We start from the raw sequence: 22,327 nt of genomic DNA, 5'->3' as shown, positions 1-22,327 counted from the left end.
GTTCATTAAGTCATACTCATTTGGTTCAGTTCAATTTGTCTCATTTTGAGAATGGAATTATTTGACTGATGCGGGAAATCTTGGATAGTCTAGGTGGTTGTTAAACTTAAGGTGCCCTATCTAAGAAGTTTGAATCCAACAAGGTTAGAAAGGGAATTATTGATCGAAAACGCCTTCCATGATTTTGGTAAACTGATTTAAGCTCCGACCTCGAACAGAAAAGGAGGTTTCTGTCGAAGGCTGTGACTTAATTTTTTATCGCAAAAGATTTTCTAATCGTAGTTTTCCTAGCAATCCCAACCGAGTAAACGATGCCCTATTACGGTTTTGTCCAATTGTATGCACAAAGGTCGGATGGCCTGTCAGTTTCAAAAAATTGGGGATTCCAGCAGAATTTCCTAAAAACAGGGTTTCCTACGGACTGCCTCCCGGTTTTTAAATTCTAATTTTTTATCACTTTCCCTGCCATCCTAAATGACCTGCATAGATTTTAACTAAAACCAAAATACTATGGCATTCTCAAAAAAGTACATCGGTAAAGGAAAGCAAGTCGAAAACATGGACATTGTGGAAGTGAGCCTGAATATGGCCGAGCTTCAAAACCACACCTTCAAATATGAAGGAGAAACCTTCGTCAAATTCAATGTCGCCAAGCTAAAAGAACCTGATCAATACGGAAAAACCCACACCGTTTACGTTTCCGTCAAAGAACCGGATTCGGAAGAATCCTGAGAAAAGCCCGAAAGGGCTTTTTTTAAAATCTTGGTTAGATAGATTATTTATATTATCCTTGGCTCAAATTACCTTTTAGAAATGCAAGTCATTATTATCATCGGTATCTATTCCATATGATTTGTTGTAGCATTCTCTAATATTTTGTAGATCGTTAAAATCGATTTTAAATGTTGCATGACCATCTCTCGGGTTGTCACCTTGGTAATATGCGTATGCAACTCCAATATTTAAAGACTCAACTTCGAATCCATTTCGTATCAGCCCGCCAAAATAACTTCTGCTCGTTGAGTGGCTTAATCTTCCTTCTTCATCTATTATGTCCTTAATGAACCCATGTTTTATTAAAAAGTAGTATGCACTACTAAATGACTCAATGTTTCCTATAAAAACTAAGCTTGATTCCTTTGGTGATCCAAATATCTTATTGTCAAATGCGCTATAAATGTTTTTATGATCAAATGAAAACCATTGTAAAAATTCACCTAGATAAATGTTTGTGGAATTGTGAAAGAAGTCTCGCAAAGACTGTGCTATTGTTAAATTTAAATTTTTGTAATCTCTATGAAAAATGAGATTAAAGGCCTTTACCCCATGTCTCAAAGAGGATTGAGGATTTTGGTGGTTTAAGTCTATGCTTTTATTATAGTATGCAATAAAAAATAAATCTGGTTCTTTCGCAGTAAAATCAACAAACGAAATAAAGTATTCATTCCAACCTTTGTTTAAGCCTGATTTTGAATAATAGATCACGTGCAGAAGGTCCTTGAAGCCATCAAAACCTGGATATGAATAGGGCTTTAAAACGAGATTGTTGTTTTTCAACTCTCTTGAAAATATTGAAGGCAAATATGATACTTCATTTATTTTTAATATTTCAATCAGCTTTTCAATCATAATTTCATTATGGTGTTCTTGTTTTTAATCCCTTTTTGGTGTGATTTATTCTGTTGAAATATATTTTCTTTGAAACTTCAACTCTTAATTATTTTAATGTTTATGGTCTAATATTTTTTTAACATTGTGTAATGTTGTATTGCTAAAATATTTTTTATAAAGTCGTTTTATTTGCCTAGATGCGATATTTACACGGGTTTCCATAGTCTATACTGATCAATATATTCTAATTTTTCGATGAAACTTTTTTCCAGGTTTGTTCGGTTCCTATCCATTCTTTTCCTTTGGTATAGCCTCTTATTGTAATAATAGAATCATTTAAAAAAACCAGTCTAGATGGAGAGTATTCTGTTTCGTGTATTTTGCCCAAATCATCTACTGATTTTGTCAGATCTTCAAATTCATAATTTTTATCGTTTAACTTTCTTATGTCTTTCCACTTTACATCGTCAGTTACAAAGCCGCCCAAAATTGCTGAATCAGGTGAAAAAATAATCAAGCCATTTGGATAATCATTCAAACTTTTAATTTCAACTCTCATTCCTTTGAAGAAATCGTTTTGCCTTTCCCAAATCCCATTTATCTGATCAGATTTCTTGCATGAGAAAAGTAAGATTAATGAAAACATTAATATATTTTTCGGGCTAATTTTATGCTTGATTGATCTATTTGTCATTTGATTTTGTTGTTATTGAATTTTATTTGTGAAGTTTTTTACAGCCTTATTTTATAAAAAATCTTGAAAAAAACCCATCTAAATTATTTTGAATATGTTTATATGTGGTTTAGTTAAGGGTGTTTAATAGTACTCCTTGATATACCCATAAGCCCGGTCAAAAAGGACTTGGTCCTTATGAAGTTGGTATTTCAGTAATGCTTTACGAAGAGATTTTTGGACCTCTCGCTCTCCTCCTGTAGTTTTCTGCCAACCGGGGAAACTTACCACCCTTACGATTTGATCGATGTCATTGACGATCCGCTCGACCACCGCAGGAGTCTCTTCTGTTTTCAATTCAAGGAATAATTCGGTTAATGCTGCCTTGGGAGATTTTTCTTGAATTTCCTCAGCTAATTCCTTTTCCGCTTGAACTGTCTCTTTTGCGATTTTACAAAGTTCCTTGACGAATTCTATGGATGTGATCAACCCCTTTTCAGCCCGGTCCCGCAGTTCTTCGAGTAGCTCACTGAGCTTTTTGAACTTGGGATTTCCTTCATGTTTCTTGAATCGTTTGACCAAGATTTTTTCAAGTTTCTTGGCATTTTTAGGATCGGGATTGTTAAAAATGTCCTCGATAACATCCGCATCTAGGATAAACTCTTCCAAGTGGTGTATATCACCCACATGTATGTTTTCATGAATCAATTTGGTGGTTTGCGCACCAAGCGTAATCCAAAGTAACTTTCCGATGGTGTCAGAAGCTGGCCTCACAGATTCAAATACCTGAGAAAGCCATTTGTAATCCTGTTGGTAAAGGTTGAGGATATTGTCTGGTGAAAGGGACTCCCAAAGCTTGGTTAGGAATTTAAAATCCTTGGCAAAAGCATCCTTTTTCTCATCAGTCTTGATGGCATTTTGGGCTATTTCCAATCCCTCAAAACCCACAATGGTCCGATCAACTCCTGTGAAATGAGCCAAGGTATCTGCCACTGCTTGAGGTAATTTTTCTCGAAGTTCTGAAAGGTTGGTGATGATTTGAAGCACGGATTTTTCGTCAAACTCCAATGCTTTGGCCGTGTCATCAAAAACCCCAAAGTAATCCACGATCCTACCAAAATACTTTTGCGGAAAAAGTCGGTTTGTTCGACATATCGCCTGTAAAAGAGTATGGTCCTTTAGGGACTTGTCCAAATACATGGTTTGGAGGATTGGTGCATCAAATCCAGTAAGAAGCTTGGCCGTAACAATCAAAAATTTCAAGTCGGAAATTGGATCATTATACTCATCGACAATCCTTTCTTGTTGGGATTTGTCCACTGCCCATTTCTGCTTAAAGTCATACTCATCATTGGCAGAGGTGGAAATCACTACTCTACTTGCTTCCTCCGGAAAGTATTTATCCAATTCTTCTTTGTATTGGATACAGGCATATCGATCAGGAGTCACGATCATGGCCTTGAATCCATGCGGATCGACTTTTTCTTTGAAATGAACCGAAATATCAGCTACAATCTTTTTGACTCTCTCGGGTGATTTCAAGAACGCCGCCATCTTCGCAGATTTCTTATTCAAAGCGTCAGCTTCCTCATCAGTCAGTGCGGCCTCTTCCTTAAAATTTTCAAAAAGTTTATCGATCGTTTCCTTATCTACGTGGACATCAACCAAGCGAGGTTCGAAGTGAAGTGGAAGGGTTGCTCCGTCCCGAATTGAATCTTGAAATGTGTATCGAGACAAATAGCCACCTTCATCTTCCTCCGAACCAAATGCCCAAAAGGTGTTTTTGTCGGCCTTATTCACTGGAGTACCAGTAAGTCCAAAGAGAAAGGCATTAGGTAGTGCCGATCGCATTTGACGACCCAAATCACCTTCTTGGGTGCGGTGGGCCTCATCCACTAATACAATGATATTCTCCCTTGTATTCATATTGGGCTTGGCGTCCCGAAACTTATGAATCATCGAAATGATGATTTTCCGGGTGTCTTGCTCCAGCAATTTTTGCAGATCCCGGATACTATCCGTTGGTTCCACATTGGGAATATCTGCTGCATTGAAAGTGCCGGAGATTTGGGTATCCAAATCGGTTCGGTCAACCAATACAATAACTGTCGGACTCTTCAATTCCGGCATTCTTCGAAGTTTCTGAGCAGCAAAAACCATCAACAAGGATTTGCCAGAACCTTGAAAGTGCCAAATCAATCCCTTCTTTATCCGGCCTTCTTTTACCCTTTCTACTATTTTATTGGCTCCCTCATATTGTTGGAATCGAGGGATTACTTTCATCCGCTGTTTCTTCTTATTGGTGCTGAACAGAGAGAAATTTTGAAGAATATCCAGCAGGCGTTTGGGGTGTAGTAAATCCCCCATCTCTTTTCCGATTTCACCTAGTCCAAGTCTTTTTGCTAAAGCTTCCTCCTCATCTTCCAACCTCCATGGTGCCCAAAAATCCAAGGGGCATCGGATACCTCCATAATAAAGTTCCTTACCTTCTGTTGCGAAAGAGAGGATATTGGACACAAAAAGCTGGGGTATGGAATTCTCATACACTTGATGGATTTCGCTCGCCCCATCTAACCAACTTACGCCGGGCCGTGTGGGTGTTTTTGCTTCCCCGACTACCACCGGAATACCATTAATGAAAAGGACGATATCCGGGATTTTGGTTTCCCGGTGGTGAACCCGAAACTGATTGGTAAGGGTATATTGGTTATTCGTCAAGTCCTCAAAATCGATCAATCGGATGGGTACATGTCGGTTGTTATCTCCAAATGGCATGGTCTTATCCCCGGTCATCCACTTGAAAAACTCCTCATTGGCCTTAACCAAACCGACCTGCTGAACCGAGATCAAAATTGCCCTCAGCTTATAAATTACCTCATCTGCCAAATTCGGATTGATCTGAATCTCTGGATTCAACCGGATCAAAGCCTCTTTTAGGTCCGATTCTATCAGGACTTCATTCACCGAACGATTTAGATCTGAGGCTGATCTAAATTGCCAATCCGTCCCATACCGTGGCTTAGCTTCGCCAAAGTTTCCTGAATTGAGATTTACCCCGGTTAGTTCACGGATGATATAATACTCTACGCTATTGAGTTCGGTAAAGGACATAAAAAAGGTTTTGGTTCAAATTAGCAATTTTGAACTATTGATGACTGATAAATCTGCTAAAAACTAATTTAAGGTCTGATTGGAATTGCTATCAGGTTTTCTACAGGTGTATATATATCAACGCTCTCCACAGGTGTCTCAATACTTACTATCAATGAATACCGTACCTCTTCATCGTATTTTCTCAAACTCTTTCTGGATCTATACCAACCTGATTTAGGATAAACCGCTAGTAGATTGCGGGACGCCAAATTGGCTCCATTGGTTTCTAAAAAGTCTTTTTTGATAGAACCTTTCGAGCGTACTCTTTCTTTGATAGTCCAATCCTCATCACTCAAATCAGGTCTTTCCTCTTCGTCTTCTACCTCTGTTGCTGCGGAAACTCGTCTTTGAAAATCAGCCGGGGTTTCTCCTTCCTTTATCAGTTTAAAATCCAAGGCATGAGAATGATAAGAGAAGCTTTTGGCATATTCACGAGCACCGGGATTTGGCTCGATGAAATAAGACAAAGTAACTTTGATAGTCACATTTTGGTCAAAAAGTTGATCTTGCAAAACCTCAGTTGGCCAAGGAATCTCATAAAGGTGATACTCATTGTATCGAACATTACTTCCGTTTAACCGATAGGGTTTTAACTGAGACTGAGCAATCAAGGTTAATGAGTTTCCCGCACTGTAAAGTGCCTTAGAAAGATTAGGTACCCCATATCCAACAGATCGTATTAGAGCCCTTCGCTCTCTTTCATTAGTTATATCTTTCCCAGCAAGCATTTGTGGGGTCCATCCAGCAGAGTGAATCATCAATCCTCTGATTGTCTCTGGCCAAAAGTTGGGATAAGCAGTCAGTATTTCAGCAGCCATCTTTGAAGCAAATGCGACAGCCGAACTTGTTCCGCCAAAAGGTCTAAATAGTCTGGTTGAAAAATCCTTATTCACAGATAGGGGGTCTAATTCATCATGTGCCAAAAGAAAGTGTCCATCAGTCACTTGGTTTCCTCCCTCTAGGACCAGATCTGGTTTATTTGGCCATTGGGGCTCCCATGCCGCTGAAGTTGAATTTCTCGGAGACATTTCACCCAATCTCGCAATAGGACTGTACCTACTTGCCCTTGAAAGTCGGTCCTTTTGTGTAAATGCTCCTATTGTCAAAACATTGTATGCCTGACCAGGATCTTGAATGCTTCTGATGAAATTTTGACTTGGATAATCACCGTGATTTGTCAATTCCACATTTCCTCCGCTGACAAGAACAAGTTGGGGACCGGCTCCTTCAAAAGAGGACCCAAAGGCAATTTGATCAAGAGTACTTGAAGCTGAACTGGGTCTACCTGATTTAATAACTCCGTCATTGGTGACTGAAATACAGAAAACTCTATTTACCTCTTCATTTGAAATCGAAACTGTTGATACTCCGTCTAGGTAGATGATGCCATGTAATTCTTTTTTTGTGGTGACTCCGGGATTTACTATTTTAAAAGATTCTATCCCATGCAAAATTCTGATTGGTGCAGGACTGGCCAGTGCTTCAGTTAAGTCCCCAAAAAGGACCAATGCCGCCATCCCAGTTCCATGCCCTCCATCAGCTCCGGTATCCTCTACTCCCCAAGCAGGATTCCAAGAATGAAGATTGGATTCATCTACTAAAGGTTCAATTAATGGATGTCTATGAGTAAGCCCGGAATCAAAAAGGCAGACGAACACTTTACGGTCTCCCGCGCCAGGAATAAACTCAGTTCTCGAAATCAAATCTTGCAACCAAGTCTGTTGATCCTCATAGGAAATATCTCCTGAGGTGATAAAATCATTGATTTCTTGCGGTCTCCTTAATTCTGCCAAACTGTCCAAAAGAAAAACCGAAGAAGATAGTTGTTTAGCAGTTCCTTTGACCATTCGGATCACATGTTCTGGAAAGTATAGGTCACGTGGACTAAAATTTAATCCAGCTCCTTCCAATTGCTGATTAATCTTATCCTCTTGGTAAGCAGAACGTCTGAACCAAATTTCCCACCAGACTTCCTGATCAGGCATTGGAAAAGAAGTTGTCTCAATATCTACCCAAAAAGCCTCAAGAGTCGCCAATTTAACTTCATTCAAATTGGCAATAAGAGGCTGAGCTTGGGGGGTGCCGGTATCAATCCCGTCTTTCTTTGTGTTTTTTGTCAAATACTCTTCAACTCTCTTTAAAAAATGGGCCACACCTCGCTTGGCCAACATCACTAGAACCCTATAACGCTTTTGTTCCCGATCCTCCAAAGTCCGGACCTCCTTCGTCACTTTAAGGATTTGGTAAAACCCCTTTGAATCAGAGTGTAGTTGTTCGTATTTGAATTCAAAGCCCCATTCGGAGAAAAATTCCACATAGATCACTTCATCTCGAACCAAACCTTCCGGAACTTCTTGGTCCTGATTTAGCTCAAATTGATCTCTTATGGCTTGGATTTGGTTCTTGATCCGATTCCCATGAATAGCTCTATTTTGACTCGCTATAGGGAATTTTGGAATTACGGGTCGAGGGTACTTATAACCCTGTCCGGAGGCAAATCGCTCTATTCCTATTAAATGTCGTTTGGGTTCTTGTGCCATCGATTACTTTCTTTTGGAAAGGGCATCGATCAGGTCTTGTGATTGCAGTCTGGTTTTACCACTCAAAATCATGGCTTTGATAGTTTCTTCACAAGCACGAACGATGTCCGAAAAATTAAGTCCTAAAAACTGTCTTGAAATGGAATGAAAATCGACAGCTTGTGCAAACTCAAAAGCTTGAAGCTGTCTGGTAAGCATGGTAAAAATCTCCTCCTCACTGGGAAGAGGAAATTCGATCACCTCATCAAATCTTCTGAAAAGTGCCTTATCCAACATATCAGGCAGGTTGGTGGCGCAGATGATAATGCTGTTGCTCTGGTCTTTTTCGATATTGATCAGAAAGGAATTCAGCACCCGCTTGATTTCTCCGACATCCTGTCCCTGATTTCGATGACTACCGATTGAGTCAAATTCATCAAAAAGATATACACCACGGTGATTGACCATGGCGTCAAAGATCACCCGCAATTTTGCAATCGATTCTCCCATAAACTTAGAGACAAGCCCATCCAGCCTTACAATAAATACCGGAATTCCTAATTCTCCGGCAATGGCCTGTGCTGTCATAGACTTACCACAACCCGGAGGTCCTGTCAGGAGTAGTTTTCGCTTGGGTTGGAGGTTGTACTGACGAAGAAGCTGCCAGTTGTTTTGCTCCTCGATCAATTTTTCAAGGGAGGATCGAGTATTCAAATCCAAGACCATGTCTTTGAGCTTGATTACGGGCTGAAAGACATCCAAAAGTTCCTTTAAATCCCGCTGGGAGGGAAGAATAGGGATGGTTTTACTTCTGTCAGCGAATGGCTGAGTCCGCTTAACTCTTGCCTTGTCAATTAGTGATTTCAGTTCTTGGGCTAGGGCAGTATGTCCCTTTTGGGCTTCAGACGCAGCAATTTGCAGGGCAGACGAAATGAATCGCTCATCGTCTCCCTCTCCAAAATGTTTGATCAGACTCTTGATTTGTTCCGTCGCTCCCATGGTACAAAATTAAACCTAAAACCAATACTTACTAACCGTTCAAAAAACATGCTTAATATCCACAAATCTAGTTGAAATTCAAGTTTGACTGCTATAATTCCGAAGTCTTGAGATCACTTCCGGCAGCAGTTGTCTCAAAAATCAAATTGATAAACTTGACGATCATTTCGATATGCATTTTGTATAGTGTTCCACCAAATGCATGTTTCTCCGGATGGGCTTTTTCATTCCTGTATTCCAGAACCTTATCGAAAGTATATCTGAAGATTTCAAGATCAAGTCTTTTCATTAATTCAATATGCAATGTCCCCAAGTTCTTTGGCTGGTCTTTCTTGCCAGCTTTTCCTTTCTTAAGCAACTCAATTCCCAACTCCTTACATCGAAGCTTAACCGCCATTTCATGAATTCCCAACACTTTGCGAAATGCTTCATCATACATTGGAGTGTAAAAATACGAGTGAGCCATAAGGTATTCAGCAGTCTTGAAACTTTCCTTCACATCTCGTGGTACGCTTTGGCCAAAGTTCCCTTTTACTAAATAAGCATTAATAAACTCTTCTTTGGAGCGAACCCCTTCAAAGAAAAGTACAGGATCTGGCTCAAAATAGGATCGCTCGCTCATTGAAGTTCTGCTAATAGTTCATCGGCTATTCTTATGGCCTCCTTCTTAAATTCATTATTGAAATGAATTTCATTCTGGTACAGTGGCCATTTTCCGGTGTGGGTTCGGATTTGAAATACCAATTCAGCTTCGATTGCCTCGAAGTATAGCCGACTTTCTTTGGCAGAGGTGTCTGCTAGTATGGGAAATACAAAAACATGAACTTCAACCTGTTCAAGTTTCTTCCATTTGTAGCCATGGTATCCGTTTTTTCCCGCAGCACGAAATCCCTGACCGAAACGAGTAATCAGAGATTGAGAGGCGTAACCCACATAGAGAAACTCCTTATTCGATTTGACCACATAGATCTTGGGTTGTTTGGATCGGATAAGTGATTCTGAATCAACAGGAATAATTTTTTCAAACCCAAAATAGTATTGCCCGGAATCTTCTCGGGTAACTAATGAAAGGGAAAGATGAAAAAAATGATCACTCATAAAGTCTCTCTGGGAATCACGATTCCAAAGGCTTTGGAAAATTCTGTCTTCAGCTCTGAAACAACTTTCATGGTAGTATTCTTGTCAAAGAAATCGTTTAGCGGGTAAGCAATTGCGGCCCAATCCCCTTCAACAATCAAAACCCTATTTTCCAAGCTGTTTACCTTGTCTTTTAAGATAAATTGAAGCGGAGCCTCGTTGGTATTCTTACTAAAAGTGAAAAAGAGCTTGCTTTCGGAAATTGACACTGGGGCAAATTGATCTACATCTGTTTTATTGATTTTGGAGGATTTAGCTACATCAAAATAGCCTGAGTCTGCCATATGGACAATCTGCAAATAGTATTTGTCAGCTCCAATCTGTTGCTCTAAAGATTTGAACTGCGAAAAATACATGGATAACCAATCCCAACTCCAGCTTTTCAGACTTAAGGATTTAGCGTTGGTTGCAGGATTACTAAAATGACCATACCATTTTCCCTCAGAGGTACTAAACTGCTTGAAAATAAAATCTACAGTGTCCAAAAGTCTTCTTTGATAAACTGCCAAAAGCCGATAGGCAAGGCGGACATCCTGAAGGGATCGTTCGAATTCTGCTTGAGTTATTTTGTCCATGAATTAAGGATTTGGAGACTTTGAGGATTGAAGTTGATTTTCGTTGGAGAAATAAAACGGTCAAAACCATCGGAGGTGGAAAAACCATACATAGAAAAGCAAAGAATCAAATCATCTAAGATTCTAAATATGGCATGGTTCGTATTCAAGAGACCAGCGCCATGTTCCAGATTTATTTTCACCTCCTTAATTGCTTGGAGAAGCTGACTCCAATCACTTTTATAAATCAAAAAAGATCTGCCTAATACCTCCAAAGTGGATGATGTCAATTCATGGATTCCACCCAAAGCAATATAAATCAAATCTTTTCCGTCCTCCCCGTATTCATTATGGTAGGCTTGAATTTGATTTTTCCATTGAAAAGAAGATTGCTGGTATCGATCATAACGTTTGGCTTCTATAATCACATCAATTTTTGGTGTGCGAATAAAAACGTCAGGTTCCACCCGGTTGGAATTGGAAGTTTCAGAAGGGTCCCAATTGGGCCAAAACTCCATACTCTCCATTTGATAAAGGTCCAATCCGGGAATGTTTTGATAGACTGCTTGATTGATAATATGATGAATTAGTTCCTTGGGGAGGTACCTCAGTCGCTCGAAAACCGCTGCTGTCAAAGAGTCCTCATTTCCCCGGAATAGGTCTCTTGGAATTTTATTATGGTGGATAGCGTGAAGCATGAAAAACTTTCAATTTAAAATTCGGTATAAAGGGTCAATTCCTCATCTGCTTTGGAGGATAATATAGTTAGAAGGAAATAGAAGTCCTCCTTCGTAGACCCAAAAGAATTATCATTTACTACAAAAGGTTTCTTTTCATTTGAGTAAACAAGAGCAACAATTGGCTTATCTGTATTATAAAATATGTAGTAATCAGCTTTACATTCTTCCCAATTTTCATTCAACTCCCTGCCCCATTTAGCAGCCCATTTGAGTCTTGCATCTATCCAACCCTCAGATTTTATAATTTCTTCAGGCTGAAAATTAGCAAATGGTCTTTTGAATTTCTTGACATCTTTTATTGCGGATGAACATGAATACAAAATGGAGTCTCTCACTTGTGTCATTACAGGTCTTATGGCTCCGAAAATTTCCGAAACTTGATTGTTCTGAAGCTCCATACCGTTGTAAGAAAATGGAAAAAATACCAAATCCGGCTGCCAAGCAACTCCGGTTCTATCCATCCTGATCCCTGAAAAAAAACCTCCCACTCCTTGGGAAATGATATCCTCTTGGAAACAAAATGACTGAGCTACTGCAATTATTGAAGCCAAAATTTGGTCATCATTCCAATCGTTTTTTGTGAATTGAGAAAATGCAGATTGTGTTTGATCTTTAAATCTTTGATGAATGGTACCCGAATGCACAACCTCATATGGTGAATGTTCAATAAATGATGGATATCCATTACAGTGACAAGAAATCAGAACTGGCTCTTCATTCTCTATAAATCCGATAATTATACCAGCTTCCTTTCCGAAAAATGAGTATTTGATTTCCTGCCTTAAATCAAATTTGGCTTGGGATGCTATAGCTTTATTGAGCGATTCAATTCCCTCATATGCATCTCGGACATTGCCTGAGATAGCGATGATAATCTTGCCTTTTAAGTCATATAGTTTAAGCCACTTTTCTGAAACCGTTTTCCCATCCTCATAAATATGATCCTCTCCAAATGACGTCTGATTTCTAAAGGTGTTTTTATTTCCATCAACATTGGGATGCTCAATGGTAATCACACTATCCCCGACCAAAAAAACAGAGGTATAATTCTTCCAACCTAGTATATAAGTCATATCAAGAGGAAAAGAAAACATTCAAATCCTGAATCATCTTACTCAAGGATGAATGCCAAAAGATATAGTTCTGATCCGAAAATTCGAGGTTACTATCAACTTTATCAAGATGAAGGTGAATTGAATTTCTGGCTGCCCATAGCTCTTTAAGGTCTTTTGGATTTTCAATTAAGCCATCCTTAGCAAGTAAATCAATTCTATCGTATACGTTATCCTTTTTTTGGGGCATTCTTGGAACCAAATGCTTAACAATACCTTCGAGAATAGAAGCAAGATTGACAAGCTGGAATTTGATTACCATCATTCGAGCATGGGCGATGATATCAGTTTTTAGCCATAACCAATGCAAAGTGTCCCTGTGAAGCATGTGCATTACAATCTTTTCCTTCATGACATCATCTTCTATAAAATCAAAGTGCCTACGATAGCTATCGAAAGTCCTCAAAAACCCCCTTGGAAATTTAATCCTTCTCGCACGATCTATTTCATAAGAAAACACATCCCCTGCGGCATGTAAAGATGCGATCGCATCATTTAACTGTGTTAATGCTTCTCTTTCCATATTTCAAAAATCTGTCATGCATATTGCTGCCAATAATCCTGAATTCCGCACGTCGGTTTTGTGGAAAAACATCCACCTCCTCACCGATGAAACGCTTTCAATATCTTATTTCCTCCTTCACATACCTCCTAAAATCAAAACCAGTACCCCCGGATTTTACATCTGCCAAATACCTGGTGTTTTTATCTGCAGAAATCTCCAAATCCACCGCATTTTTATCTTCTCGTATTCTAAACGTGCTCGCCAAGTCCCTTACAAAGCCTTTGGGCAAACTGATCCAAAGAAAATGGTCAGTGTCAGCTAGCAACAAATGAACTTCATCTGCAAATTTGGAAACAGGAATATTTGCCCACCATACCCGTTTTGACTTATTGATACTAGCGAAGCAGGTGTTGTCTGTATTCAAGTTTCCTTTAAACTGAGTATTAATCTGGTCAATAAGCTGCTTCTTGGTCATGGTCTCACTAGCATTAGTTACTCGAAAAGACTAAAAAATCTGATTGATTAAGGATTTTTGAAGGGCTTTGGACTCGGTGATTTGCAATTTCAAATTATTCTCGTTGTTCTGAAAGCCTCTCATTTTGCCGAGTAAAAGATTTTCATCTTCTAATATTTTGATTTGAAATTCTCCTATAATCTTATCGCTAACTCTAGGCATTTTCGTGCCGAATCCCTTTCCAGATACAAATTGGATAAATGGAATGCTATGAAAGTGGTGTAGGACAAATTCTTTCGAAGCTGATCGGGTATCATATACTAGAAGTTCAGTGGTAGAAACCGCTTTAAATTCAGCAATGAATGCTTTATCCAAATAAGGTCTCAACTTACTGTAGCAGAGATCTCCCTCTTCAATTACATTACATTGAGCGAGTACCTCATTTGAATCTCCAAACTGGGTGCATCTAAAAGACCCAGATTCAATATGCTCCAGGCCAATATATTTTTTAATGGCATGCGGAATTTGGCTTTTCCCTTTCTTAGGAATAAGGACCTTTTTTAAAGGCATGTACTTCCCCTTTGATTTCTTTACTTCATTTTCAAAAAATACTTGAGAGGTAATTTTTAACCTCTCCAACACCTCCTTCTCCCTCTCAATCACCTCATCCATCGCCCAAAGCAATTCCGCCAAGCGGGCTTGTTCGGATTTGGGAGGAAGGAGGAATTCTTGATGCTTGAGGTCGCCCCAGTTTATCGTAGGAGAAAGTCCGCCCACCGAGATGTCCACCATCCGGTGCATAAATTGATCGGAATGAAGAAAGAATGGGAATAGCTTGGGATTAATAACCTCTGGATTGGCACGAAATACAAAGGCATGGGCAGAACAAATCCCTTCAAAATTCACTATGGCGGCCTTTCGCTGATAGGCACGTCTTTTCCCAAAAATCACATCTCCGGGATAGCATTTTAGCTTGCCACCGCTGACATCATCCGGTGAACCAAATCTTCGGATATGAATATCCTCCGGATCGATATGTTCCAATCCCACGTAGGTTTCTAAGGTGGTGGAGTTAGGATCGACTGTCTCGGATAACTTTTGGGCGATCTCCTCAAATCGGAATGCTTCCCAAATAGATTTATCCAGGTGATTCAGGTTGATTTTTTCCAAAGTCTCTTCCATCCTTAGCTCAATGTTTCAAATAGTTGTTTCATACTCGCCTTGAGTTCGAATGATTTTTCCTCCCAATTCTTTAAAGCCGCATCAAAAGAAATGGTGGTTCCTTCGGTATTCACATTGCTGACATATTGGGCAATGTTTAGGCTACCTTTGTTTTCCAATAGCGTATCGATATCCAGCACCTTAGAAAAACCTTCCTCATCTCGGAAGTTTTGATAGCTCGCATAAATCCGTTCGATATGCCTCTCTTCCAAGTAGGCAATATTCTTCTCTTGCTTGACCTCTTTTACGGCATTGATGATCAATACTTTTCCCTTTCGATCTTTTGACTTGTTGGTTTTGGTGATCAGAAGGCAGGCCTCCATGGGGGAGTTGTAAAATAGATTAGGTCCCAAGCCAATCACACATTCCACCAAGTCGGCTTCGATCATCTTTCTGCGCATATCAGCTTCGGACTCCCGAAACAGAATTCCATGCGGCCAAAGTGAAATGGATCTGCCGTTTCGATCATCCAAGCTCTTTTGTATATGCTGTTGAAAAGCATAATCCGCACAGCCTTGAGGCGGGGTACCCCAGATATTTCGGCCATAGGGATCGTTTTCGAAGCTTTTTCGGTCCCAGGCCTTGATGGAGTAAGGTGGATTGGCAAGGATCACATTGAACTTCTTGAGTTCGTCATTTTCCAAAAATGCAGGTTGGGCCAAGGTATCTCCCCTCACGATGCTAAACTCCTCGATCCCATGCATAAACATGTTCATCCGGGCGATGGCCGAGGTGATCAGGTTGATCTCCTGTCCGTAAAGCCTGAGTGTTCGGTACTCTTTTCCTTCTTCCTTCAGGTGCAGGGCACAGTTGAGCAAGAGTCCACCTGAACCGCAGGTAGGGTCATAGACGGATTCCCCCGGTTGAGGGTCCATAATCTTGGTCATCAGCTTGACCACCGTCCGGTTTGTATAAAACTCCGCTGCCGTATGTCCACTGTCATCGGCAAACTCCTTGATCAGGTATTCATAGGCATTGCCGAGTTTGTCATCGGCTACGGCACTTAGGTTGAGCTTTTGCTTGGAAAAGTGCTCGATCAGATTGTTCAGTGTCGCATCGGACAGTCGTTCTTTATTGGTCCAACTGGCATCCCCAAATATCCCGTAGAGCGTATCAGGATTGGCCTTTTCGATTTCCCGCATGGCGTTTTGGAGTGCCATCCCCACGCTGGTGGTGGTCTCCCTTACCCGATACCATCTAGCCTGTTCGGGTACCTGAAAATGGTGATGCTCCGCAAAGGCAGCATATTCCATGTCTCCATCACTTTCGGATAGGGCATTTTCAAACTCCTCATCGTACACGTCACAGATCCGCTTGAAAAAGAGCAGGGGGAAAATGTACTGCTTGTAATCTCCGGCATCGATGGTCCCCCGGAGGATTTTAGCCGCTCCCCAAAGGTATTTTTCGAGTTCTTGTTGGGTCATTGATCGTCGTCTTCAGAATCAAGTATTTCTATTTCTTCCCCAGCTTTGACATTAAGTAGTGCCATCAATTTGGATTTGAAATCAGCTCTTCTCTTATCGTAGAATTCCAAGAAGTCCTCCAGTTTCAAGGATGTCTCTACGCCAATGTGATTAGCTGAGAGGTAGCTTGATTTTTCAGCTTCGGTTTTAAAGTTCTGATTAATCCATTCTTCAAAAGGTTTATCTTTTTTCTCCACATTGGTGGTAGCCTGTAGGAGTTGAAGGTTTGCCAGTTTATTGAACCGGGCAATGAATTCATCCTTCTTTTTTTCATCGGTGATACCAAGAGTCCCCAATTTTCGCTTGTTGAAAAAGGATTTGGGATGGATATGATCTTGGTGGTATTTGAAAGAGAAATTCAAAGATGAATAAAGAAGAGAAAGCGCACTGTAACTTCTCTTTGTGCCATATTGAATCTCCAAAATACTTTCGATGTCATCTGAAGAGAAGGAAATGGATTTTCGTTTTCCTCGATAGTGTTCAATTATTTCCGGTAGCGGGAACCCTCCAGGATTTTGGTTGATAAGATTTCTCATTACCGGATAGATACCATCCGGTGTACCGCCGAAGGTTCCTTTCAAAAGGACTCTGGCCAACCACTCCATGATTGACTTACGATCACTTTCCAATGAACCAGAATGGAGAATTTTGTCCGAAAGAGCGTTTTTGTAAACGAAATAGGCAATTGGGATGATGGCATTGGATGCCAACAAGTTTTCTCTGTAATATCCATATTTCGCCACCAACTCCACCGAGGATCGGATCGCATTTGAGATTTTATCCCAATTCTTTTCGATTTCCTCCATGTTCTGTTTGGTGAAATTGTCCACCTTAAACTTGATATCTGGGAAATCACATAGCACCAAGCATGCTTTCAGAATAAAGTCCTTATTGAAGTCAAATCCATCCCCAATCTTATTGATATCATCCACAAATTCATGAATCACTTCTCTGGCGTCCTTTTCATTCCATTGAGCTGTGGCAATCGATAATAGGAGATCCGAGTAACTTAATTTAGTCCCACCGCTATTTATCCGAATAAAAATCTGAAGGACTTTATCCAGCTCTTCCCCTTCCTCTAGGTAATAGCTAATGGTTCCTTTTTGGTGGATTACATTAAATAAATTGGTCAGAGTTCTAAGGGCAAACTTTCCTTTTTCTGGCTCATATTTAGATGAATCCGTGAGGCCATGAGTCATTAAAAATTCCATTACGGTTTCTGGACCTATGAATTCTAATATTTCTCCAACCTTAAACCAAAATTGGTCAGGTGTAAGAATTGCAGCTTCTTCTTTTGTCAAAAACTTGAAATCAAACTCAAATTCAATGTTTTTAGATTTTCTCAATAAGTTTAGATAGAGCTTTTTCTCAGGGTAACCATGGCGGCTGTTTTTGGAATAGTAAGGTAGTTTTTTTGAATATGACCCCGTCAATCCCAAATACATAGATGTCATTCGCTGTTGGCCATCAAGTATTGCGGTTACATCCTCATCCCATCCTATATCTGCTTTTTTATTATGTTTACCATCCAATTCGTGATAGCTTTTCAAAAATTCATAGAATTGAAAATCTTTGATTTTGTGCTTTTCAACTTTCCAAAAGAGAAATGTACTAATGGGATAATCTCGCATCAAAGAATCAAAAAGCTTTTCGATTTGATCGGTATCCCAAACAAACTCCCGTTGGATTGAAGGGAGGACATAATGTTTTTTTCGGATGTGCTCAATTGCTTTTTTGATTGGAATTGGTGTTGCGTATGCCATGTTTATAAAAATTTTGATAAAATCGTTTTGAATCGTTCTTCTGCCTTCTGACTTTCCTCCCAAGCTTTTTTCAAATCAGTAAGTGCTTCTTCCACAGTAGGAAGATTATCCTCAATGACTTTTTCGACATAGAGGGGGATATTGAGGTTGTAGTCATTCTCTGCGATATCTGCCAAGCTCGCTACTTGGACATAATTGGGAACATTCTCGTATTGACTATACCATTCGAAAATCTGCTTGACATGCTCAGGTTCAAGGAAGTTTTGAGCCCGACCTACCCGCACCTGATCCGATCCGTCGATGAATAATACCTTTCCTCTTCGACTTGGTGATTTCTGTTGCTTAAATACCATCACACAGGCCGCCAACTGAGTCCCATAGAAAATATTGGACCCCAATCCAATGACTGCTTCCAACAAATCCTGTTTGAGTAGTGCCTCCCGGATCTTCCCCTCAGCACCTTTTCGGAACAATGCACCATGAGGGAGAACGACCGTCATCCTTCCGGTACTGTTCATAGATTTGATCATGTGCTGCACCCAAGCCATGTCTCCATTGCTTTTCGGTGGTACTCCGGCTATGTTACGGCCATAGGGATCATTTGCCCAGTTTTCACTTCCCCAATCGTCCAAGGAAAATGGAGGGTTTGCAATGACACAATCAAAAGTTTTCAAACCATCGGCAGAGAAAAATGCCGGATTTCTTAAGGTATCTCCACGAAATATTTCAAAATCCTCTATTCCATGGAGAAACATGTTCATCCGAGCGATCGAACTCGAAGTCAGGTTTTTTTCCTGTCCATATAGTCTGAGTGTCCGATAATCTTCATTCGCTTCCCGAAGGTGATCAACACATTCCAAAAGCATTCCGCCGGTACCACAGGCAGGATCGTAAATGCTTTCCCCTTCATGCGGATCGAGAATCAAACCTAGAAGATGGACCACAGATCTTGGAGTGTAAAACTCACCTGCCTTTTTATTGGTCAAATCGGCAAAGTGCTTGATCAAGTATTCGTAGGCCTGACCCAAGATATCCGGATCAACCAAGGAATTGGAAAGGACGTGTTGAGAAAAGTGCTCAATCAAATCTATGAGATGTCGATCAGACAGTTTGTTTTTGTTACTCCATTGGGCATCCCCAAAAATCCCATAGAGTAGTCCTTGATTGGCTTGTTCAATACCCCGAAATGCTCGTTCAATTGCCTGTCCCACATTGCTGGTGGTTTCCCGAACATCCTTCCAATGACATCCTTCCGGTATCTCAAATCGGTGGAGTTCCGGTAAGGAAGCATATTCCATATCACCTCCCGATTCCTCCAATGCCTCCTGATATTCTTCATCGTAAACGTCCGATAGCCGCTTAAAAAAGAGAAGAGGGAAAATATAAACTTTAAAGTCAGAAGCATCCACAGGACCTTTCAGAATCCATGCTGCTTTGGACAGGTATTGTTCAAGTTGGGAGAGGGTAAGTTTTTTAGTATTCATCTAAATTTATCAAATCACTTTGAAGCCTAGCCTTTTCACTAGAACTGGATGATTTCTTTTAAGGAAATCATCTATATCTCTCGGGTCTTTGTACGCCATGATTTTTTTGAGATAGGCCATATCAAGTAAAGAGGACTCAAAGAAATCAACCCTTTTGGTGTACCCTGATACCAATTTGGCACGTGTTGATTTTTTGAATTCTAATAGTTTGGCTTCTGAACCAAGAAGAGTCTTACAACTTCCAAAGTGAATTATCTTGCCTTGAAGTGATTCCCCGACTAGTTCTGCTAGTTGAATTAAGTTGAGGCTATCAGAATGGTCAAGTTCAATCAAACTCCTATCGCCATGGAAGGCCAAATAAACCACTTGATATTTTTCGTATTCCTTTTTTTTAAGGGTAGTCAGATATTTTCCTAAGGAATCAGCTGAATTAACTTTCCTGTAGATATACCCAATACCAAAGGCCTCATCTAGATAGTTGAGATAGGATTCCACTGAATACTTGGGTTTTAGGGATTTTTCCCATTCCCCTTCTAGACAAAATATTTTTTTGGTCATGGATTATTGTAACTAAAGCTCAAAATAAAGACTTAAGAGGTGTTTTAAAAGTAAATTTTTAAAGGGATTAAACAATTGTAAATTATTCCCCCCGTTTCGCCCACTCCTTTCGTTCCGATTCAGTCGCACCATTTTTCAAATGACAGCTCCTTTCTCTACACGCTAGGAAAGGGCTTTCACTCTACACGGCTACCGCTTCACTCCACTTACCCTTCTCCTAAGTCCCGGCAAGCCTGGGACTCGGGAAGGCCGTATCGTGAAGCCGTAGCCCGGGCCTCCTTTAGGGGGCAAGCCTCTTTTCGATTTTTCTTCCGAGTACATCGAGATTTTTGTCCGTTTCGGTCGGTGAGCGTTCCGTTCCATTTTTTCCTTCTCAATCCCCCGGTCTTCGGGGTCTGATACGACGATGCAAAGGTTGAGTGCGAACCTGCAACAGTCAAAAGTGCGCTCCGCCCTGATCTAAAAAACAGGGTCTCCTTCGGACTTCCTCCCAGTTTTTTATCCCAGGCTTTTGCCTTATGCAGAGCCACCCTCTATGGGTTGCATGTCGGTCAGAACCTCAATACCAGTGGATAAAAAAAATGTCACTTCGAGTCCACATATCGCCCTTCACTTCCAAAAAATTACCCCTTGTACTCGGGAAAAATCTCGGTTTAAGTGTCGGGTCGATCTTCCTAATATCCTTGGATATTACTGGGCTTTATGTGGCTGATAGACAAATCAATAATCGCTTTATCAATCCTTTTCTGTCACATTTTAAAACTCTACAACCATGAAAGCTTGGGAAAATTTCAACCAATTAGCGGAGACCGTTACCAACGAAATCATCGAAGGCATCCAAAATGAAAACCTTACTTGGGAACAAGTATGGAGTCCTAAAAACTCTCCGAAGAATTATGCTTCCAACCGTCCTTATTTGGGATTCAATGCACTTTGGCTGGCCTGGGTGACTATCTCCAAAAAATTCAAAAGTCCTTATTTCCTGACCTATAATCAGGCAAAGCACCTTGGCGGAAATGTCAAGAAAGACGAAAGAGGTTCAAAGGTTGTATTTTGGAAAATCTCCAAGTTTGTCAAAGGTCAAACCACCAACGAAGATGGACAGGACCAAGATATCTTTGGTAGAAAATTCACTCCGTTTATTTGGACCGTTTTCAATGTTGATCAGATTGAAGGAATTGATTTCTCTTTCAATGAAGAGGAGCTGAAAATCTTTTCTCCGATTGAGGCTTGCGAATCCATCATTGCAGGCTACACCACCTGTCCGAATATCTTTCATGAGGGAGACGAGGCATTTTACAGCCCATCCAGAGATTTTATCAATATGCCGGAAAAGGAATCCTTCAAAGGAGACGAGCAATATTATTCAGTCCTTTTTCATGAAATGATCCATAGCACAGGCCATGCCCGCAGATTAGGAAGATTTGCAGAAAGACCGGCTTTGGTTGGCTTTGGTTCTGTTGAATATTCAAAAGAGGAATTGATAGCCGAAATGGGAGCCAGTTTTTTGAATGCACTTGCCGGAATCAAGGATGCCAATTTCAAAAACTCCTTGGCCTATCTGAAGGGATGGTTTAAGCCACTACAGGAAGATCCAAAAATGCTGATCTATGCTGCGCAAAAGGCACATCAAGCAGCCAATTACATCCTTGGAATTGACCAGGAGGGGGAGGAGTAATCCCCCTTTTTTACTCATTTTTTCCTTTGACGCGCCACCTAAAATTTCAACCACCTCCGGTGGTACTTCTGAGAAATAGAAAAATTCTTATAGGAAGTTTATTGCTCCACTAAAACAGAAAGACCATGAGTAATGGAGCAAAAAAACAAAAAAAATCAGGTTGCTGGATACCTACTCTAAATCAAGTCAGGCTATATTTCTTAATCCACAGATTCGTAAAAGAAGAAGGGGAAGTTTTCTTTTATTTTCACCGATCAACTTATTGGAGTTCGCAGTTCGGAGATCGAATTGGAGATTGGAAACTAGCTGCCAAAAGATGGATGTGGAATCTAGAAAACTAACAGGCTATAAGTTTTGGTTAGAAATCCCCATTCCATAAACTTTGAAAACCTTGTCATTTTTTAAAAGGGAGTAATTCTTGCAATAGTGATTTCGAGCGTTTAAAATATTGACATGAATTTGTCAAGAAAATTAACATTTGAAGAAGAGCGTCTCCGGGAGGAATTGGTAATCTTGGAAGAGCATATCCGTTTGAACATTCGGAGAATTTGTGCTACTAATTTGAAATTACCCTATGAGCGACTTGCAGCTGGACGCCGCCTAAAGGAATTGTGTTTGTTAGCGATTTCATCACTTGACGATGGAGACGCAATCAAGCTAGCAGCGTGCTTTAGGGAATAAAGAGAGAGGGGGATGCCTATTT

21 protein-coding genes are annotated in these 22,327 nt (G+C 40.3%); 4 read left to right on the top strand and 17 right to left on the bottom strand.

From position 1 onward, the window contains the following. The first annotated feature begins 510 nt into the window (after positions 1-510). Positions 511-732, top strand: a complete 222-nt coding sequence (locus GYM62_RS14935; RefSeq protein WP_219957018.1) for a hypothetical protein — start codon at positions 511-513, stop codon at positions 730-732. A gap of 75 nt (positions 733-807) precedes the next feature. Here GYM62_RS14935 and GYM62_RS14930 read toward each other — a convergent pair whose 3' ends face one another. The 17 genes from GYM62_RS14930 to GYM62_RS14850 all read right to left on the bottom strand — a co-directional run bounded on the left by GYM62_RS14930 (position 808) and on the right by GYM62_RS14850 (position 19,946). Then, positions 808-1,629, bottom strand: a complete 822-nt coding sequence (locus tag GYM62_RS14930; RefSeq protein WP_219957017.1) for a hypothetical protein — start codon at positions 1,627-1,629, stop codon at positions 808-810. 226 nt (positions 1,630-1,855) lie between these two features. Further along, positions 1,856-2,305, bottom strand: a complete 450-nt coding sequence (locus GYM62_RS14925) for a hypothetical protein (protein ID WP_219957016.1) — start codon at positions 2,303-2,305, stop codon at positions 1,856-1,858. Between the two features lie 123 nt (positions 2,306-2,428). After that, complete coding sequence (locus GYM62_RS14920) at positions 2,429-5,395, bottom strand: type I restriction endonuclease subunit R (protein ID WP_219957015.1); 2,967 nt, start codon at positions 5,393-5,395, stop codon at positions 2,429-2,431. 68 nt (positions 5,396-5,463) lie between these two features. Beyond that, the gene (locus GYM62_RS14915; RefSeq protein WP_219957014.1) at positions 5,464-7,977 is read right to left on the bottom strand and encodes a S8 family peptidase; all 2,514 of its coding nucleotides are present in this window, start codon (positions 7,975-7,977) and stop codon (positions 5,464-5,466) included. Positions 7,978-7,980: 3 nt separating this feature from the next. After that, positions 7,981-8,955 (bottom strand): AAA family ATPase, encoded by a 975-nt coding sequence (locus GYM62_RS14910; RefSeq protein WP_219957013.1) that lies wholly within the window; start codon positions 8,953-8,955, stop codon positions 7,981-7,983. 91 nt (positions 8,956-9,046) lie between these two features. Continuing rightward, positions 9,047-9,577, bottom strand: a complete 531-nt coding sequence (locus GYM62_RS14905) for a hypothetical protein (protein ID WP_219957012.1) — start codon at positions 9,575-9,577, stop codon at positions 9,047-9,049. Continuing rightward, positions 9,574-10,053 (bottom strand): hypothetical protein, encoded by a 480-nt coding sequence (locus GYM62_RS14900; protein ID WP_219957011.1) that lies wholly within the window; start codon positions 10,051-10,053, stop codon positions 9,574-9,576. Before GYM62_RS14900 ends, GYM62_RS14905 begins: the two co-directional genes overlap by 4 nt. Then, positions 10,050-10,667: a hypothetical protein gene (locus tag GYM62_RS14895; protein ID WP_219957010.1), complete on the bottom strand. Its 618-nt coding sequence runs from the start codon at positions 10,665-10,667 to the stop codon at positions 10,050-10,052. Before GYM62_RS14895 ends, GYM62_RS14900 begins: the two co-directional genes overlap by 4 nt. Then, on the bottom strand, positions 10,655-11,344 hold the full coding sequence (locus GYM62_RS14890; protein WP_219957009.1) for a hypothetical protein: 690 nt from the start codon (positions 11,342-11,344) through the stop codon (positions 10,655-10,657). Before GYM62_RS14890 ends, GYM62_RS14895 begins: the two co-directional genes overlap by 13 nt. A 14-nt stretch (positions 11,345-11,358) precedes the next feature. After that, positions 11,359-12,459: a hypothetical protein gene (locus GYM62_RS14885; protein ID WP_219957008.1), complete on the bottom strand. Its 1,101-nt coding sequence runs from the start codon at positions 12,457-12,459 to the stop codon at positions 11,359-11,361. Between the two features lies 1 nt (position 12,460). Next, a complete protein-coding gene (locus GYM62_RS14880; RefSeq protein ID WP_219957007.1) occupies positions 12,461-13,021 on the bottom strand; it encodes a hypothetical protein in 561 nt (186 codons plus the stop codon). A 97-nt stretch (positions 13,022-13,118) separates the two neighbouring features. Next, on the bottom strand, positions 13,119-13,478 hold the full coding sequence (locus GYM62_RS14875; RefSeq protein WP_219957006.1) for a hypothetical protein: 360 nt from the start codon (positions 13,476-13,478) through the stop codon (positions 13,119-13,121). Between the two features lie 30 nt (positions 13,479-13,508). After that, positions 13,509-14,639, bottom strand: coding sequence for a restriction endonuclease subunit S (locus GYM62_RS14870; protein ID WP_219957005.1), 1,131 nt, complete (start codon positions 14,637-14,639; stop codon positions 13,509-13,511). A gap of 2 nt (positions 14,640-14,641) precedes the next feature. Continuing rightward, positions 14,642-16,102 carry a class I SAM-dependent DNA methyltransferase gene (locus GYM62_RS14865; RefSeq protein ID WP_219957004.1) on the bottom strand — a complete coding sequence of 487 codons (1,461 nt, stop codon included), beginning with the start codon at positions 16,100-16,102 and terminating at the stop codon, positions 14,642-14,644. After that, positions 16,099-17,904 carry a DUF262 domain-containing protein gene (locus tag GYM62_RS14860; RefSeq protein WP_219957003.1) on the bottom strand — a complete coding sequence of 602 codons (1,806 nt, stop codon included), beginning with the start codon at positions 17,902-17,904 and terminating at the stop codon, positions 16,099-16,101. The genes GYM62_RS14865 and GYM62_RS14860 overlap by 4 nt, the downstream gene beginning before the upstream one ends. 2 nt (positions 17,905-17,906) lie before the next feature. Next, complete coding sequence (locus tag GYM62_RS14855; RefSeq protein WP_219957002.1) at positions 17,907-19,388, bottom strand: class I SAM-dependent DNA methyltransferase; 1,482 nt, start codon at positions 19,386-19,388, stop codon at positions 17,907-17,909. Positions 19,389-19,397: 9 nt separating this feature from the next. Beyond that, on the bottom strand, positions 19,398-19,946 hold the full coding sequence (locus GYM62_RS14850; RefSeq protein WP_219957001.1) for a DUF6642 family protein: 549 nt from the start codon (positions 19,944-19,946) through the stop codon (positions 19,398-19,400). Positions 19,947-20,718: 772 nt separating this feature from the next. Here GYM62_RS14850 and GYM62_RS14845 point away from each other — a divergent pair. From GYM62_RS14845 to GYM62_RS14835, 3 genes are all read left to right on the top strand, one after another. Next, positions 20,719-21,624 (top strand): ArdC family protein, encoded by a 906-nt coding sequence (locus GYM62_RS14845; protein WP_219957000.1) that lies wholly within the window; start codon positions 20,719-20,721, stop codon positions 21,622-21,624. A 125-nt stretch (positions 21,625-21,749) separates the two neighbouring features. Then, on the top strand, positions 21,750-21,965 hold the full coding sequence (locus tag GYM62_RS14840; RefSeq protein ID WP_219956999.1) for a hypothetical protein: 216 nt from the start codon (positions 21,750-21,752) through the stop codon (positions 21,963-21,965). Between the two features lie 112 nt (positions 21,966-22,077). Next, positions 22,078-22,305: a hypothetical protein gene (locus GYM62_RS14835; RefSeq protein WP_219956998.1), complete on the top strand. Its 228-nt coding sequence runs from the start codon at positions 22,078-22,080 to the stop codon at positions 22,303-22,305. Positions 22,306-22,327: the final 22 nt, after the last annotated feature.

The sequence above is a fragment of the Algoriphagus sp. NBT04N3 genome (assembly GCF_019443765.1).
Lineage (GTDB): Bacteria > Bacteroidota > Bacteroidia > Cytophagales > Cyclobacteriaceae > Algoriphagus > Algoriphagus ornithinivorans.
This window is presented reverse-complemented; position numbering and strand designations above follow the sequence as displayed.